Source organism: Armatimonadota bacterium, assembly GCA_018268395.1.
Taxonomy (GTDB): domain Bacteria; phylum Armatimonadota; class Fimbriimonadia; order Fimbriimonadales; family Fimbriimonadaceae; genus JAEURO01.
Genome location: JAFDWQ010000005.1, coordinates 72,423 through 87,000, shown reverse-complemented (window position 1 = coordinate 87,000; position 14,578 = coordinate 72,423). Strand labels below are relative to the sequence as shown.

The 14,578-nt window shown below is 63.9% G+C and carries 16 protein-coding genes and 1 pseudogene; 8 read left to right on the top strand and 9 right to left on the bottom strand.

What is annotated here, in order from left to right:
* Positions 1-70 precede the first annotated feature (70 nt).
* The gene (locus JST30_10105; protein ID MBS1714674.1) at positions 71-514 is read left to right on the top strand and encodes a cyclic nucleotide-binding domain-containing protein; all 444 of its coding nucleotides are present in this window, start codon (positions 71-73) and stop codon (positions 512-514) included.
* Here JST30_10105 and JST30_10100 read toward each other — a convergent pair.
* Together JST30_10100 and JST30_10095 are read right to left on the bottom strand one after the other, a co-directional pair.
* Positions 501-1,253, bottom strand: a complete 753-nt coding sequence (locus tag JST30_10100; GenBank protein MBS1714673.1) for a hypothetical protein — start codon at positions 1,251-1,253, stop codon at positions 501-503. The two genes, JST30_10105 and JST30_10100, sit on opposite strands and share 14 nt — an antisense overlap.
* Positions 1,254-1,269: 16 nt before the next feature.
* Positions 1,270-2,784: pseudogene (locus JST30_10095) on the bottom strand (ATP-grasp domain-containing protein).
* Positions 2,785-2,886: 102 nt separating this feature from the next.
* On the opposite strand from JST30_10095, the gene JST30_10090 reads away from it, so the two are divergent.
* From JST30_10090 to JST30_10080, 3 genes are all read left to right on the top strand, one after another.
* Entirely contained in the window at positions 2,887-3,951 is a 1,065-nt protein-coding gene (locus JST30_10090; protein MBS1714672.1) for a shikimate dehydrogenase, read from the top strand.
* A gap of 25 nt (positions 3,952-3,976) precedes the next feature.
* Positions 3,977-4,720 carry an ATP-binding cassette domain-containing protein gene (locus JST30_10085; protein MBS1714671.1) on the top strand — a complete coding sequence of 248 codons (744 nt, stop codon included), beginning with the start codon at positions 3,977-3,979 and terminating at the stop codon, positions 4,718-4,720.
* A gap of 65 nt (positions 4,721-4,785) precedes the next feature.
* Positions 4,786-5,253 carry a hypothetical protein gene (locus JST30_10080; GenBank protein ID MBS1714670.1) on the top strand — a complete coding sequence of 156 codons (468 nt, stop codon included), beginning with the start codon at positions 4,786-4,788 and terminating at the stop codon, positions 5,251-5,253.
* 67 nt (positions 5,254-5,320) lie between these two features.
* Here JST30_10080 and feoB read toward each other — a convergent pair whose 3' ends face one another.
* From feoB to JST30_10055, 5 genes are read right to left on the bottom strand one after another with little or no spacing between them, the layout of a single operon-like run.
* Positions 5,321-7,477 (bottom strand): ferrous iron transport protein B, encoded by a 2,157-nt coding sequence (gene feoB, locus JST30_10075; protein ID MBS1714669.1) that lies wholly within the window; start codon positions 7,475-7,477, stop codon positions 5,321-5,323.
* Positions 7,478-7,479: 2 nt separating this feature from the next.
* Entirely contained in the window at positions 7,480-7,734 is a 255-nt protein-coding gene (locus tag JST30_10070; protein ID MBS1714668.1) for a ferrous iron transport protein A, read from the bottom strand.
* A 51-nt stretch (positions 7,735-7,785) separates the two neighbouring features.
* Entirely contained in the window at positions 7,786-8,499 is a 714-nt protein-coding gene (locus JST30_10065; GenBank protein MBS1714667.1) for a DUF2092 domain-containing protein, read from the bottom strand.
* Position 8,500: 1 nt separating this feature from the next.
* Complete coding sequence (locus JST30_10060) at positions 8,501-9,046, bottom strand: cob(I)yrinic acid a,c-diamide adenosyltransferase (GenBank protein MBS1714666.1); 546 nt, start codon at positions 9,044-9,046, stop codon at positions 8,501-8,503.
* Positions 9,043-9,792, bottom strand: coding sequence for a WecB/TagA/CpsF family glycosyltransferase (locus JST30_10055; GenBank protein ID MBS1714665.1), 750 nt, complete (start codon positions 9,790-9,792; stop codon positions 9,043-9,045). The genes JST30_10060 and JST30_10055 overlap by 4 nt, the downstream gene beginning before the upstream one ends.
* Positions 9,793-9,876: 84 nt before the next feature.
* Between JST30_10055 and sdhB the strand changes: the two genes are divergently transcribed.
* The 3 genes from sdhB (at position 9,877) to JST30_10040 (ending at position 12,799) form a co-directional block, all read left to right on the top strand.
* The gene (sdhB, locus tag JST30_10050; GenBank protein ID MBS1714664.1) at positions 9,877-10,647 is read left to right on the top strand and encodes a succinate dehydrogenase iron-sulfur subunit; all 771 of its coding nucleotides are present in this window, start codon (positions 9,877-9,879) and stop codon (positions 10,645-10,647) included.
* A gap of 82 nt (positions 10,648-10,729) precedes the next feature.
* Positions 10,730-11,509 (top strand): alpha/beta hydrolase, encoded by a 780-nt coding sequence (locus JST30_10045; GenBank protein MBS1714663.1) that lies wholly within the window; start codon positions 10,730-10,732, stop codon positions 11,507-11,509.
* A gap of 249 nt (positions 11,510-11,758) precedes the next feature.
* Positions 11,759-12,799 (top strand): threonine aldolase family protein, encoded by a 1,041-nt coding sequence (locus JST30_10040; GenBank protein ID MBS1714662.1) that lies wholly within the window; start codon positions 11,759-11,761, stop codon positions 12,797-12,799.
* Here the strand turns inward: JST30_10040 and JST30_10035 are convergent.
* The gene (locus tag JST30_10035) at positions 12,731-13,519 is read right to left on the bottom strand and encodes a ribonuclease H-like domain-containing protein (GenBank protein ID MBS1714661.1); all 789 of its coding nucleotides are present in this window, start codon (positions 13,517-13,519) and stop codon (positions 12,731-12,733) included. The genes JST30_10040 and JST30_10035 overlap by 69 nt on opposite strands.
* Positions 13,520-13,522: 3 nt before the next feature.
* Positions 13,523-14,104 carry a hypothetical protein gene (locus tag JST30_10030; GenBank protein ID MBS1714660.1) on the bottom strand — a complete coding sequence of 194 codons (582 nt, stop codon included), beginning with the start codon at positions 14,102-14,104 and terminating at the stop codon, positions 13,523-13,525.
* A gap of 86 nt (positions 14,105-14,190) precedes the next feature.
* Between JST30_10030 and JST30_10025 the strand changes: the two genes are divergently transcribed.
* A complete protein-coding gene (locus JST30_10025; GenBank protein MBS1714659.1) occupies positions 14,191-14,559 on the top strand; it encodes a cytochrome c maturation protein CcmE in 369 nt (122 codons plus the stop codon).
* Positions 14,560-14,578: the final 19 nt, after the last annotated feature.

Here is a 14,578-nt window from a genome sequence, read left to right as displayed (position 1 = left end):
CGACGAAAGGTTCTGAACTGGTCGGAATGGCCGAACTTGTACGCTCGCGGCCGGTATCCTCACCGGCCATATGGACCTTCTTCAAGCCCTCAGGGCCAACTACCTGACGGAAGGACTGGCCGAGGACGATGTGAACGCTTTGCTCGGCATCGCGGAGTTCGTGGACTACGAGCCGATGCAGGACATCGTCCGGGCGAACGACGTGTCGTACGACCTGTTCGTCCTGGTGGAAGGAGCGGCCGAGGTCACGTTGGCCACGGGCGACCCTGTGAGCCGGCTGAAGCCCGGCGCCATCATCGGCGAATTCGCGTTCTTCGAGGGCGGCCACAGGTCGGCCACGGTCATGAGCCATACGGCCTCCAAGGCGATCCACCTGGACGGGGAAAAGCTGCTGGCGTATATGAACGCCAGGCCGTACGCCGGGATGACGATCTACAGGAACCTCGGACGGACCCTCTGTCAACGCCTTCGGTCCGCCAACATTCAGATCGAACGGCTCGTCAGTTCCCTTTGACGTGCCGGACTTCCGACTCTTCGTCGGGCACCCCTTCGAGCTGCCCGACGGCCTGTCCGGACCGACCGCGTGTGGCTTCGGCGATGCGCGCTTCGATCCTGGCGGTCAAGTCCGCAACGGCTTTGTGGCTCAGTCGCGCCAAACCGGCGAATCCCGCCCAACCCAGCGACAGGCCGGCGGCTATGATGCCGGGAACGACCCAACCGGGAAGATGGGCGACGGTTTCGGTCAAATGGACGCTGGAGATCAAGGCCGCCAGGAACGCGGGATAGAGCGTCAACAAGCCCGCGTAAAGCGGGATCGATTTCATCCTCAACCTTGTCCGTCCGTCCCGCGAATGGACGTTCATCTTGGCGTAGCCGAGTCCGCTCGACAGGTGAGACTGCAGCGACCGTCCGATCTGGTTGGTGAACTGCGATTTTCGGTTGAACGCCGTCTCCTCGATGACGACATCAAAGTCCTCGGGAGGCAGTTCTCCTGGGATGACGCGCTCGTACTCGCGTGACAGGGGGACGCCGAGGACGGTCAGTCCCTCGCCTGAAGCCTCTTGGAGCCGCTCCTGGACGGCTTGGTCGAGGTACGGGAGGTCGATGCCCATCTCCTTGGCGACCCTCTCCAGTTCTTCGCGCGACACACCGGGCGAATACGTCGAGGGGCCCGTCGACTTCTCCTGAAGCTCGGCCGCCCTTCGGACGATCTTGCCGACGTCCTTTTCGCTGAAGTACTTCCCGTCTTTCATCCGGCTCTGTCTCCACTTACCTCGTTTGCGGCGCGTTACGGAAACTGTCGGCCGTGTCCCACGACGGAGTCGCGCTCCTCCGATTGCCGGCCGCACCGGACGCTAGGGGAGACGTCGCAGAACTGACAAGATCGGCGAGGGCGGCCGGGAGTTCGGTCGGGGGCGACCAATCCGCGAACTCGCGACCCAGGTATCCGGTGTCGAACGCTCCGCTCCGGAAGCCCTCGGCCCGGATGACGTCGAGGAGGTACGACACGTTCGTCTTGACGCCGAGGACGTGGGTGTCCATGAGTGAAGCGGAGAGCTTGTCGATGGCCCGCTCACGGGTGTCGGCATGGACGATCAGTTTAGCGACCAGAGAATCGTAGTAACGCGTGACTTCCGAGCCAGGTCCGAATCCGGTGTCGAACCGGGACCCGAACGTCCTTGGTGGCGCGAACCCTACGATCCGCCCCACGCTCGGCAGGAAACCGCGAGCGGGGTCTTCGGCGATGATCCGGGCCTCGATCGCGTGGCCCCTTAGGGCTTGGCGGTCACCCGACATGAGGGCGGCGCCGAGGTCGAGCCGCTCGCCTTGAGCGATTCGGAACTGCCATTCGACAAGGTCGAGCCCCGTGACCGCCTCGGTGACCGGGTGTTCGACCTGAAGCCGGGCATTGACTTCTAAGAAGTAGAACTCGGATCCGGCTTCGTCGACCATGAACTCGACCGTGCCGGCGTTCTCGTAACCGGCGGCTTGGACCAACCGGACGGCGGCGTCCCTCATCCTCGTCCACAGCCCGTCCGTCATGACCGGCGACGGCGACTCTTCGACGACCTTCTGGTGCCGGCGTTGAAGGGAGCACTCCCTCTCGAAGAGACAGGCGACCTGTCCGTGGCGGTCGGCCAAGACTTGCACTTCGATGTGGCGAGGGCGGACGACCAGCTTTTCCACCATCATCGCCCCATCGCCGAAGGCCTTCTCCGCTTCCTCGACCGCTAACGTGAACTCGCGCTCGAATTCAGCGGGGTCGAAAACCGCTCGCATGCCTCGTCCGCCACCGCCCGCGCTCGCTTTGAGCATGACCGGGTAGCCGATCTCGTCCGATGCGGCCCGGATCTGTGCCATGGTCGCGCCCCGTTCGAAGAACCCAGGGGTGACGGGCACGCCGTTGTCCACAGCGAGCCTTTTGGCATCGATCTTCGCGCCGAGCCGGTCCATCGCCTCGGGATTCGGTCCGACGAACGTCAAACCCGCGTCCCGACATGCCCTGGCGAACGAAGACCTCTCGCTTAAGAAGCCATAGCCGGGATGGACCGCGTCGGCACCGGTGTCCTTTGCGGCGAGCAGGATGCGCTCGACGTTCAGATAACTCTCCGAAGGCTCTGGCGCGCCGATGAAGACGACCTCGTCGGCAGCTTTGACGTGGAGGGCCTCGCGGTCCGCTTCGCTCGCGACCGCGACGGTCCGGATCCCCATTTCCGTGGCCGTCCGGAACACCCGGACGGCGATTTCGCCCCGGTTCGCCACAAGGACCTTCTTGATCACGAGGCGATTATGACGGAGCTAGGGACGCTCGGCGTTCGCGAGTCTCGTCCCGACCCACGGGGAGCGGTCCGACCATGAACGGCGTCGGTAAAATGCGGGGCCAACTTGACGCGCTTCGCCTTCGTCGTCCACCCTCTCACTCCCAAACAGGCAGCAAAACGCTACCCTGTCGCCCGTTTCATTCCGGACGGGATCCTTGAGAGGATCATGCGGGGCATGAGCCCTCAGGTCGTCGGTCAGGCGACCGGGATCACGAGCCTGACGGGGGCAAAGACGGAAGGGGTCTTCGTCGGCGTCCCTCTGACCCCAGCGATGATGACGGGCGGTATGCCGGTCGAACACAGTTACGAGAAGATCGTCAAAGCGGCGGAGCTCGCGGCGGCCGAAGGGTGCCAGATCATTGGGCTCGGAGCGTTTACGAGCGTCGTCGGCGACGGGGGCGTGACGATCGCCCAACGGGCCCCGATCGCCGTGACGACGGGTAACAGCTACACGGTCGCCACGGCGATCGAGGGCGTCTTGAAAGCATGTGCCCTCGTCGGGGTCGAACCGGTCCGGTCGACTCTGGCGGTCGTCGGCGCGACGGGTTCGATCGGGAAGACGTGCGCCAAGGTGTTGGCGGGATCGTTCGCGAAGACCTTGGTCGTCGGCCGGGACACGGCCCGGACCGAAGCCTTGGCCTGCGACATTCCAGGGACCGTCGCGACGACCGACCTGGACGATCTGGCCGAAGCCGACGCGCTCGTGACCGTGACTTCGGCAGGGGGAGCGATCGTCGAGCCCCGTCATTTGAAACCAGGGGCCGTCGTCTGCGACGTTTCCAGGCCTAGGGACGTCTCGGTCCGGGTGGCCCGAGAACGGCCGGACGTGCTCGTCATCGAAGGCGGGATCGTCAAGGTCCCCGGAAACATGGTCTCGACCCTTGACTTCGGCTTTCCTCCCGGCACGGCTTACGCCTGTATGAGCGAGACGATGATGCTGGCTCTCGAGGACCGCCCGGAATCGTTCACTTTGGGGAAGGACGTCAGCGTCGAACAGGTCGACCAGACGCAGCGATGGGCCCGCAAACACGGTTTTGAACTCGCCGGATTCCGGAGCTTCGAGCGCGAGGTCTCGGAAGAGACGATCGCCCGCGTTCGCGCCGCCCGAACGCCGGCCGTGCCCGCGTAGAGCCGGCCGAGTATCCTCCGGCCCCATGCTCCGCGTCGAGCGCCTGAGCCAGTCGTACGGCACCAAGCCCGTCCTCTTCGACATCGAGTTCGAGGTGGAGGCAGGGGAAATCCTGGTCGTCATGGGCAGTAGCGGCGGAGGCAAGACCACGCTGCTCAAGTGCATCTCCGGCCTTCTCCCGATCACGTCCGGCGACGTGTCCGTCGACGGAACGAGCGTCAGGCGAGAGCCGGAAACCGCCCGAGCGAAGATGGGCATGGTCTTCCAATACGCGGCGCTGTTCGACTACCTTGACGTGGGCGAGAACATCGTGTTTGGCGTCTCGCGCAGGCGCCGACTGTCCAAATCCGAGAAGTCTAAGATCGTCACCGAGCAACTTGCGGCCGTCGGCCTCGAAGGGACCGAGCGTAAATTCCCGAGCGAGCTGAGCGGCGGCATGCGGAAGCGCGTGGGCCTCGCCCGCGCCCTGGCCTTGGAACCCAGCGTCCTTCTGTTCGACGAGCCGACGAGCGGCCTTGACCCGGTCACGGCGTATTCCATCGACCGGCTGATCGTCGAGACACGTGACCGCACGCAGGCGACCTGTGTGGTCGTCAGCCACGACGTCACGAGCGTCCTCAGGGTCGCCGACCGGATCGCGTTCCTCCACGAAGGCCGCCTGCTGTTCTTAGGCACCCCGGACGAGTTCAGGGCCTCGCACTCCGAAGAGATCGCAGAGCTCGTGCAAAAGGCCCGCGCCGAAGACCTGCGGTCGACTGGGTCTTACTGAACAATTCCGGCCCGACCTCGTCTTGCCCTGAACGGAGCCTTGGCACGCCACGGGCTGAACGGAACATGAGACACAAAGCGTTTTTGATCGCCGCAACGGCCCTTCTCGCCACCGCCGCGTTCGGCCAGGCCGCAGGCCCCAAGGGCGGGGCTCCTGGCGGGGGCTTCGCCGCTGGACAGCGCGGCAAGGGTCAAGGCCAAGCCATGGGCAACGTCGAAAAGGGCGTCATCGCGAAGCTCGGACTGACCAAGGCCCAGAACGACAAGGTCACCGACTTGATGAAGCGCCGGAACGACAAGCTCAAAGCGATGGTCGAAAAGATGCGCAAGGAGAACCCGAAGAACGCCAACAGGCAGGCGTTCCGAGGCGAGTTCCAAAAGGTCACGATCTGGTACGAAGGCGAGCTCAAAACGATCATCGGCACCGAAAAGTTCAAGAAGTACGAGGCGCTTGTCAAAGCCGAGCGCCAGAAAATGGCCCAGAACCGTGCTGCCGCCGGCGGTGCGAAGGGCAAGGGCGGCGGCAAAGGCTGACCGTCAACGACTTCACCACTCGAGGATAACGGCCCCGCCTTGTGCGGGGCCTGATTTGTCGTTCAGATCAACCGCCTGCGATCCGTGACCCGATCTGATAGATCGCGACGGCCGAAACGTACGCCAAGACAGTCATGTAGACGAAGGCGAACGCGGCCCACTTCCACGTTCCCGTCTCCCGTTTGATCGCGGCGAGCGTCGCCATGCACTGACAGCACAGGGCGAAGAAGACCATAAGGCTGATCGAGGTCGGGACCGTCATCAACGGCTTTCCGTCGGGCCAAGTCGCCCGGCTGATCGCGGTCCGTAGGTCTCCCGACGACTCGTCGACGTCTCCGCCCATGTCGAAGATGATCCCCATCGCGCTGACGACGACTTCGCGCGCAGGGAACGCGGCCAGTACGGCGGTCGTCAAACGCCAGTCGAAACCGGCAGGTTTGAACGCAGGCTCGATCGCGCGTCCGAACTGACCCAAAAAGGAGTCTTCCGTCTGCCTGGCTTGGACGTACTTGCCGAGTTCGACGGCGGGCGCAAGCCGGGCGTGGTCGGCGGCATAGCGGGCATCGGCTTCTGCGCTCTTCGGGAACGAAAGGAGCGCCCAGATCGCGATCGACATCACGAATATGATCGTCCCGGCCGTGTTCAGGAACACCTTGACGCGGGAGACCATCGTCAGGAAGACGTCGCGGAGCCGGGGCCATTGGTACCGGGGGAGTTCGAGCACGAACGGGAGCTTGCGTGTCCGGAACACGCCCTTGTTCAAGATGAAGACGATCGGTACGGCGAACGCCAGCCCCACGAAGTGCATCGCGAAGAGCGCGAACCCAGCCCAGAGCGGGCCGTACTTCGGCTCGATGAAGGCGCCGATCATCAGCACGTAGACGGGCAAACGCGCCGAGCAACTCATCAGCGGCGCGACGAGGATCGTGACCAGACGTGAGCGATGGTCGGGCATGACCCGGGCCGCCATGATCCCCGGCACGGCGCAAGCGAACGACGACAGCAACGGGATGAACGCCCGACCGTTGAGGCCGCACCATCCCAAAAGGCGGTCCATCAGAAAGGCGGCGCGCGCCAGATACCCGGAACCTTCCAGGACGGCGATGAAGAAGAACAGGATCAGGATCTGCGGGAGGAACATGAAGACCGTCCCGATCCCGGTGACGACGCCGTCCACGACCAAGGACTGTACGGTCGGATTGCCGGCCAACATCGGGGCGACGAACCCTTTCACCGCGTCGGTCGCGGACTCGATCACTTGCATCAGCGGCGTCGCGAGCGTGTAAATGCTTTGGAAGACGGTGTACATGACCGCCACGAAGAAGATGAGTCCGAAGACGCGGTGGGTGAGGAACGCGTCGATCTTGTCCGAACCGCGACGCGAAAGACGGTTCGGTTCGACGACCGTCTCTTGGCGGACCCGGCCCGCCCAAGCGTATCGGGCTTGAGCGTCGAGGGTCTTGCCTTGGACGGCTCCGCTCATGATGGCGGTGCGCTCCTCGGCAAATGCCTGGACGAATTCCGGCGTGTTCTTCAGCTTCCGGTTCAACGGAGCGTTCTCGTCGAGCAAGGCTTCCCGGACGGCACTCTTGGTCACGTCGATGCCTGCCCGGGCCAAAAGTTCGTGGAGCCGGAAGACCGGCTCCCTCACGATCGACGGGAACCCGAGGTCGACTTCGGGCCGGACGTGCGACGCGAGGGTCGCTACGATCGCGGCCCTGAGCTCGGCCAGCCCGGTGCCTTTGTGCGAGACCACCGGGACGACGGGGACTCCCAAGGCGTCGGACAATCGGTCGACGTCGATCGACTTCCCTTCGCGCTGAAGGACGTCCGTCATCGTCAGGGCGACGACCGTCGGGATCTGAGAGCCGACGATCTGGCTGAAGAAGAACAAGTTGCGCTCGAGGTGGGTGACGTCGATGACGCAAACGAGGACGTCTGGCTCGCCCTCTTCGGCCGTCCCCGCCACCAACTCCGTCGCGACCTCTTCGTCTACGGAAACCGGACGCATGCTGTAGAGCCCGGGAACATCGACGACCGTGACCTTCTTCCCACCGTCGAACACGGCCTTGCCGCTGACACGTTCGACGGTGACACCCGGGTAGTTGCCGACCTTTTGATTGGAGCCTGTCAGGGCGTTGAAGAGGCTGGTCTTTCCGGAATTCGGGTTGCCGACAAGCGCGACGAGGGCGGCCCGTTCGTCGGTCGAGGCGCTACGCGCCACTCCTACCCCACCTTTTCGACGGAGATCTCTTGCGTTTCCTTGCGGCGCAGACAGATTCGCGTACCGCGGACTTCGATTTCGATCGGATCTCCGAAGGGGGCGACCTTCGTCACGGTGAATTCGGTGCCAGGGGTCAACCCCATTTCCATCAGCCGGCACGCCGTCCCGCCGTCCGCGTCGACGCAGACGACACGGCACCTGTTGCCCAGGCAGAGTCCTGCAAAACTGCAAACCGACGCGTTGACCGATTCCGACACTTTGTCTCCTGAAGATACCCTACGACCGAAGGATAGTTTCGGTTCGCGTGCCTATTTCAAGACGGTGAAAAGCTTCGGATCGACCGTGGTGTCGACAGAAATGTGGACATCGTAGTCGCGCGAGACCTTGACGGTGCCGCTTTTGTCGTCCTGCAAAACGTTCGGAAGCTGGTCCAGGACGAACCGGCGCAACTCTCCGTCCTTCGTGACGTAGAGCCCTAGGTTCGCGGTCACGGGGCTCGTCGTCGTGAGGCGCCACTGCCCGGTGATCCGGTAGACCTTCTCCCCGTTCCAGTCGACCTCGCCCGTCAGGTCCAGTCCGACCCATTGTTCGCGGAGCCTCTTCAAGTCCCGCATGTCGGAGATCGCGAGATCGAGCGGGGCCGACCTTTCGGCCAGGCTCTCGGCGGCGGCCCGATAAACGTCCCCAAGGCCCATTCCGGCCACGAACGGCTCCATGAGGCGCAGGTCGCTTTTGGCGACGAGCGTGCTCACCGGCTTGTTGTAACTGAAGTTCTTCCCGTCGCACGTCAAGACGTACACCTGTTCACCGACCGACTGGCGGATGTAGAGCTTGTCCGGGCGCTGTGCTTGGAGGCTGGTCGAGATCTGTACGGACTGGTCGCCCAGGCGGATCGTCGTGACGATATCGCCCTTGAGCGTCTTCGCGTCATGGTACTTCGCGATCATCTTCGAGACGGTCTCGCCCGCTTTCGGGAGCGCGTCTTGGGGTGCCGTGACCAAAAGCAGTGCTGCCAACGTCATCTCAATCTTCCTTTTGCCACTCGTGTTCGGGCCTTCCGGCCTCATGGTTCGCCGTCCGGGCGGCGACGAACATCCAATCGGACAGACGGTTCAGAAACGTCAAGATTTCTTGCCGGACAGGTTTTTGCCTCGCCAGCGCGACCATCCGACGTTCGGACGCCCGACAGACCGTGCGGGCGAAGTGCAACCGTGCGCCGACTTCCGAGCCACCCGGAAGTATGAACCGCGTGAGCTTGGGCAACATGGACTGCTGGATGTCGATCGACCGTTCCAGGTCTTGGTCGATCGTCACGAGCTCGGCGGTACAGGCGTGCGGTCGGCCTTCCTCGGACGCCGTCTCCGCCCCGACTTCGAAGACCAGCCCCTGCACACGCTCGAGGAGAAGGTCCAGGGGCCACCCGCCAGAGACGGTCCTCACGAGCCCGATCGCTGCGTTCAGTTCGTCCAGAGCGCCGCACGCTTCGACGACGAGGTCGTCCTTGTCGACCCTTCGGCCACCGATCAGGCCCGTCGTTCCGTCGTCACCGGTCCGCGTGTAGATCTTCATCTTCCTTCGCGCAAGACCAGTCGGACGAACTTGGGCAACGTCTTCACTTTCGAAAACTTGCTTGGGTTCAGCATCAGGCGCCACAACCATTCCGACTTCAACGCCTGCACCAGTTTCGGAGCGCGCTTGGCCCTGCCGCTGAACACGTCCAGCGAGCCCCCGACCCCCATCGCGAGCTTGGCCCGGACGATCTCCATCGTCTTCGCGATGAACTTCTCCTGTCGGGGGATGCCCATCGCCACGAAGAGGACGTCCGGCTTCGAGCGCGCGACCTCCTCGGCCACGATCAGGTCGTCGTCGGGCGGAAAGTAGCCGTGCCTCGTGCCCACGATGTGGCAGCCGGGGAACATCAAGCGGAGCCGTTCGGCCGCTGTTTCGGCCACGCCCGGTTCGGCACCGAGGAAGAAGAGCCTGAGTCCCGTGTTCGCGCTCATCCGGCAGATTTCGGCGACAAGGTCGACCCCGCTGACCCTCGCTTTGACCCCGGCTCCCTTGCGGTTCAAAGCCCACACCACGCCTTGGCTGTCCGGCGTGACGAGCGACGCGCCGGCATAGATCGCGGCCAGCTCCAGATCGGAGCGGGCGATGACGAACCCGGAGGCGTCGGCCGTCACGAGCATGTGCGGGCCACCTTCAGCGACCATCTCCTCGACAGCGGCCAGAGTGCCCGCCATGTCGAGCGTACTCACGCGGGCCCCCAAGAGGCCGATGGTCGGCCGGGATTCGGGCGTCTGCGTCCGGATCATCAGGAGTTCGGACGAGTGTAGTCCGCAAAAGGGAGGAAGGCACGGTCAGTCCTGGTCGCTATGGCGTATCCTTGGCGGCAGACCATGCCGTCCCTCGTGCGATTGCGCATCCGCCGACAGGAGCGCCCCGGCGCCGACGTCCGGTACGACACGTTCGACGTGCCGCTCCATCCGAACATGAACGTCGTCTCCGCCCTGATGGAGGTGCGGAAGAACCCGGTATCGGAAGGAAGAGACGTCACGCCTCCGGCTTGGGAGGCCGCATGCCTCGAAGAAGTGTGCGGGTCTTGCACGATGAACATCAACGGCCGAGTGCGGCAAGCGTGCACGGCGTTGATCGAAGAGGTCGCGGAAAAGGTCGGTGACACGTACGAAGTCACGCTCGAACCGATGCGGAAATTCCCGCTCGTCCGCGATCTGATGGTGGACAGGAGTTCGATGTTCGGAGCCTTGATCAAGGTCAAAGGCTGGGTGCCGATCGACGGTTCGTTCGACCGAGGTATGGCCCCGCCTCAAGACGACCATGTCCGCCGTCTCCGCTACGAACTCTCAAAGTGCATGACGTGCGGCTGTTGCCTCGAAGCCTGCCCGCAGGTCAGCGAGAAGACGACGTTCGTCGGCCCGCAAGCGATCGGCCAGGCCCTCTTGTTCAACCTGCACCCCGTCGGCAAGACCCTGTCGGGCGAACGGCTGGACTATCTGACCACGGAGGAGGGGATCACCAACTGCGGCAATGCACAGAACTGCGTCAAGGTCTGTCCTAAGGAAGTGCCCCTCACCCATGCGATCGCCGAACTGAACCGCCAGACGACGGTCCACAAGGTCAAGCAATGGTTCGGACTCGGCGAGCCGTAAGCCTGCAGACGTCTCCGGTCTGAGGGCGCCGCTGTCCGACTCTTGCTCATCCTTGACTGTTGCCCAGAGGTAAAACCCGGCCATGGTGGTCCTACCCGACCAACGCTTTCCGGTCGAGGGCGGGGCGGCGGCCTTCGACCTCTTCCGCCCCGCGGGCGACGGCCCGTTCCCGCTCGTCGTGTTCGTACACGGAGGCGGCTGGATCAGCGGCGACCGGACCGATTACCGGGAAGAGGCGTTGTGGTTGGCCCCGCACGGCTATGCCTGTGCGTGCATCGACTACCGATTGGCGCCGCTGTACCCTTATCCGACGCCGATCGCGGACTGCCAACGGTTCTTTTCTTTCGCCGCCCAGAACGCGGCGTCCCTCGGGATCGATACGGACGACATGACGGTGTTCGGCAACAGCGCGGGCGGTCACCTCGCCCTCATGTGCGGGCTTTGCGAGTCCGTCGCCGGCTCCGGCGAGCCGGCCGTCCGGCCCCAGTCGGTGGTGGCGGTGTGCGCGATCTCGGACCTTCGAGTGCCGGAGCAGTCGAACCTTCCCCTGTCGTTCACGTTTCTCGAGCAGTTCATGGACGGCGGTTACGAGGGTCGGGAAGAACAATGGGCGGCGGCGAGCCCGGTCTGCCATCTGGAACATGCGAGGGGTCGTTTCCTGATCGTCCACGGCACCGAAGACGACGTCGTGCCCGTCGACCAAAGCCGCTCGCTCGTCCAACGCTTGACCGGTCTAGGAACGGACGTCGAGTTCGTGGAGCTTCAAGGCGAGTCGCATTCCTTCAGTTGGGACGGCTGGTCGACCATTCGTAGCGAAGCGTTGGAGTTCCTCAAGCAAGGTCGTTCCGTCCGAAGCCGGTGACAGACAGTCCCTCTCGTCTCCTCAATGCCAGAGACCGGTAGTGGGTCGTTTTGGCAACGGATTCGGGCTCCGTCAAAATATGGGACGATCCCTTAGGTCTGCTCGTCAGGTCCATTTCGACGTCGACCTCGACGTCAAGGAAAGGCGACGCTCTGTTCGGCCCCCAAGCCTTAGCGCACGTCGCACCGTGCCGGTTCATGGAGACCGGGGCTGAAGCAGTCCCCTTCCGTCGAAAGATAAACTGGCGCCATGTCCGTCGACCTGCGTTCCGACACCGTGACCCGGCCCACGCCGGACATGTACGCGGCGATGGCTGCGGCGGAATTGGACGACGACGTGCTCGGACACGACCCGACCACCCGACGGCTCGAGGAGCTGGCCGCGGGAATGACGGGGATGGAAGACGCACTGTTCGTTCCGAGCGGAACGATGGGCAACCAGATCGCGCTCGCGACGCACACGAAGCCTGGTGACAGCGTCCTCTTCGACGACGACGCCCACATGGTCTTCTACGAATGCGGTTCCCCGGCCGTGCTCAGCGGCGTCCAAGTTCGGACCGTGCCGTCCCAAGGAGGCGTCATGGACAGCGGCGCGGTCTCCCGAAGGGCGTTGGTCCGAAGCGAGCACACGCCCGGCACGACCCTTCTCTGCCTTGAGAACACTCACAACCGCGCGGGAGGGACGGTGACCGACGTGGCGACGCACCAAGCGCTCAAGGCCGCGGCCGCAAGTCTCGGCATCCCCGTCCATCTCGATGGCGCCAGGGTGTTCAACGCGGCCGTCGCGCTCGGAGTCCCGGTCGGAGACGTCACACGTCACGTCGACACGGTCAGCATTTGCCTGAGTAAGGGTCTGTGCTCCCCCGTCGGATCCGTCCTTTGCGGCCCGTGCGGGTTCGTGCAAGAGGCCCGCTATTGGCGGAAGCGACTGGGCGGAGGGATGCGCCAGTCCGGGATCCTGTCTGCGTGCGGCATCGTCAGCCTGACAAAGATGGTCGACCGCCTGTCCGAGGACCACCGCCGTTGCAGAGAACTCGCCGACCGCGTGTCCCGGCTTCCCGGCGCGACACCGGTCCCTCCCCAGACGAACATTCTGATGATCGACACGGATGCTCCGGCCGCGGCTTGGGCCGACGCTCTCGAGTGCGAGGGTGTCAGGACGGTACCGATGGGGCCGTACCGCTTGCGGGCCGTGTTCCACAAAGACGTCGACGACGCCGGACTAGAACAGGCACTCCTGGCCTTCGAGAAGGTGGGCGCATCCCGCCTCGGTCAAAGTCTGTCGGTTTAACCGCGCGTAAGCGATTTCGGCGAGCCGCTCAAGGTTGACGACGTCTTCCTGGTTGTACTGGATCAGCGTGTCGAGCGACGCTGTTCGGCCCCGCTGGTATTCGCGCCACAACCGGACGGCGTCCATGCCGCTCAGACCGTCCGTCTCGTCGCTGCGGCCAATGCCGAGTTGCTTCTCGATCTTCTTCAGCCCTCCACGGAATCCGAGCCGCTTGAGCGTCGGGCAAAGGTCGACGTGGATCTGGTCGAAGTGGACGTGTGGAAACGCACGACGGAGCATCGGGACGTCGAACCCGGAGCCGAAGAACGTGACGATCATGCCGTAATGCGACACGATGTCCGGGAACAGGGCGAGGTCTTCGCCTTGGACCAGGCAACGGAAGGCCGTACCGTCATAGAGTCCGATACACGTGACGGAATCGCCGCTCTGACCACCGTCCGTTTCAATGTCCAGATAGAGGCACGACTTCCGGAACTCGGGCCAGGCGCGCCATGCTTCCCGGGCACCGAGAGCGTCGGCGAAGTACTGGTGACGCCGTTCCATTAACGCGGTCTTGGAGTTTCGGACGGTCTGCTCGAGCCGGACACGGTCGCACCCACCGGTGTTGTAGGATTCCGGTTCACGGAGGTAGTGCTCCCACGTGACGCAACCTTGGCTCCACAGCGAGCGTTCGGTGTGCGCACCGAGTCCGGGAACGTGAAGGAACGTCCTTTGGAGCAAGGGCTAGCCGCCGCCTTTCCTACGGATCCGCACGTCGCCCGGCAACCCGCGCCGACTGTTGGGGTTGGGCACGTCCATGGTCGCGCCGGCGGGCCAGTTCTCCTTGTACTTGGGGTCTTCGAACCAATACGTGCCCGTGTTCTGCTCACGGTCGAACTCGCCTGCGAGCCGGATGATGCCGCGTCCGTACCAGACGCCCGACATGTCGCGCCCGAACCACTGGACGGCCCGCCAGTCGCCCGTAATGACGGCCTTGCCTTTCCCGTGCCAGACCTGCTTTTGGTTCTTGTCGAACTCTTTCTTCACGTTTCCCGTGAAAGTCGCCGTCCCCTTGAGTTTGCTGACCAGGACGGAACCTGTAAAATCAAATTCGAGCCGACCGACGCCGTCGATGACCCTGAAGCTGCCGAGCCGGGTCTGGAAATGGATGGTCCCGTTGCCCGCATCGGGTTTGACCCCCGCCATTTGGGCAGGCGTCGCGTTCTGCGCCCACGGGGCGGCGGCAAGGGCCCCGGTCAGGGCGATCGTCACGATCGGTTTCGTCATGGCGTCCAATGGTGGGAACAACGCGGCGACCGCCCGCATTCCCGCCAGGAAGGATTGTACTCGTCCGCGCTGCGGCCCCGTCGGGTGCGGCGATCCGTCTTCCATGTCGTAAAATAAGGGTCGACATGCGCCCAGGTGCGATCGTAGCCGTTCTTCTCAGCGTCGTTGGACTCACAGCCGTCGTTTTCGCGTTCATGTCGAACGCCAGTCCCTATGTCACCGTGCGCGAAGCGCGGGTGCGGAAGGGCGACAATATGCACCTCTCCGGGGACATAGTCCCAGGGACGCTCCGGTCCGACGTGCGCGCGGGTGTCGTCAGTTTCGACGTCAAAGACGAGGAAGGTCAGACGGCCACGGTGCTCTATCAAGGGCCGCCTCCGGCGAACATGGGCTCGGCGACCAAGGTCGTCGCGATCGGTGGCATGAAGGAGGGCGTTTTCCACTCGGAGAAGCTCCTTCTCAAGTGCCCGTCGAAGTACGAGACCAAGGCTTAGCCCGTGGACCCGAACACGT

Bases quoted from the DNA above. Each gene is read 5' to 3' on its own strand.
- JST30_10040 (MBS1714662.1), top strand. From the start codon at position 11,759: ATGTCCGTCGACCTGCGTTCCGACACCGTGACCCGGCCCACGCCGGAC.
- JST30_10060 (MBS1714666.1), bottom strand. From the start codon at position 9,046: ATGAAGATCTACACGCGGACCGGTGACGACGGAACGACGGGCCTGATC.
- JST30_10045 (MBS1714663.1), top strand. From the start codon at position 10,730: ATGGTGGTCCTACCCGACCAACGCTTTCCGGTCGAGGGCGGGGCGGCG.
- JST30_10025 (MBS1714659.1), top strand. From the start codon at position 14,191: ATGCGCCCAGGTGCGATCGTAGCCGTTCTTCTCAGCGTCGTTGGACTC.
- JST30_10085 (MBS1714671.1), top strand. From the start codon at position 3,977: ATGCTCCGCGTCGAGCGCCTGAGCCAGTCGTACGGCACCAAGCCCGTC.
- JST30_10065 (MBS1714667.1), bottom strand. From the start codon at position 8,499: ATGACGTTGGCAGCACTGCTTTTGGTCACGGCACCCCAAGACGCGCTC.
- JST30_10105 (MBS1714674.1), top strand. From the start codon at position 71: ATGGACCTTCTTCAAGCCCTCAGGGCCAACTACCTGACGGAAGGACTG.
- JST30_10030 (MBS1714660.1), bottom strand. From the start codon at position 14,104: ATGCGGGCGGTCGCCGCGTTGTTCCCACCATTGGACGCCATGACGAAA.
- JST30_10100 (MBS1714673.1), bottom strand. From the start codon at position 1,253: ATGAAAGACGGGAAGTACTTCAGCGAAAAGGACGTCGGCAAGATCGTC.
- JST30_10055 (MBS1714665.1), bottom strand. From the start codon at position 9,792: ATGATCCGGACGCAGACGCCCGAATCCCGGCCGACCATCGGCCTCTTG.
- sdhB (MBS1714664.1), top strand. From the start codon at position 9,877: ATGCCGTCCCTCGTGCGATTGCGCATCCGCCGACAGGAGCGCCCCGGC.
- JST30_10080 (MBS1714670.1), top strand. From the start codon at position 4,786: ATGAGACACAAAGCGTTTTTGATCGCCGCAACGGCCCTTCTCGCCACC.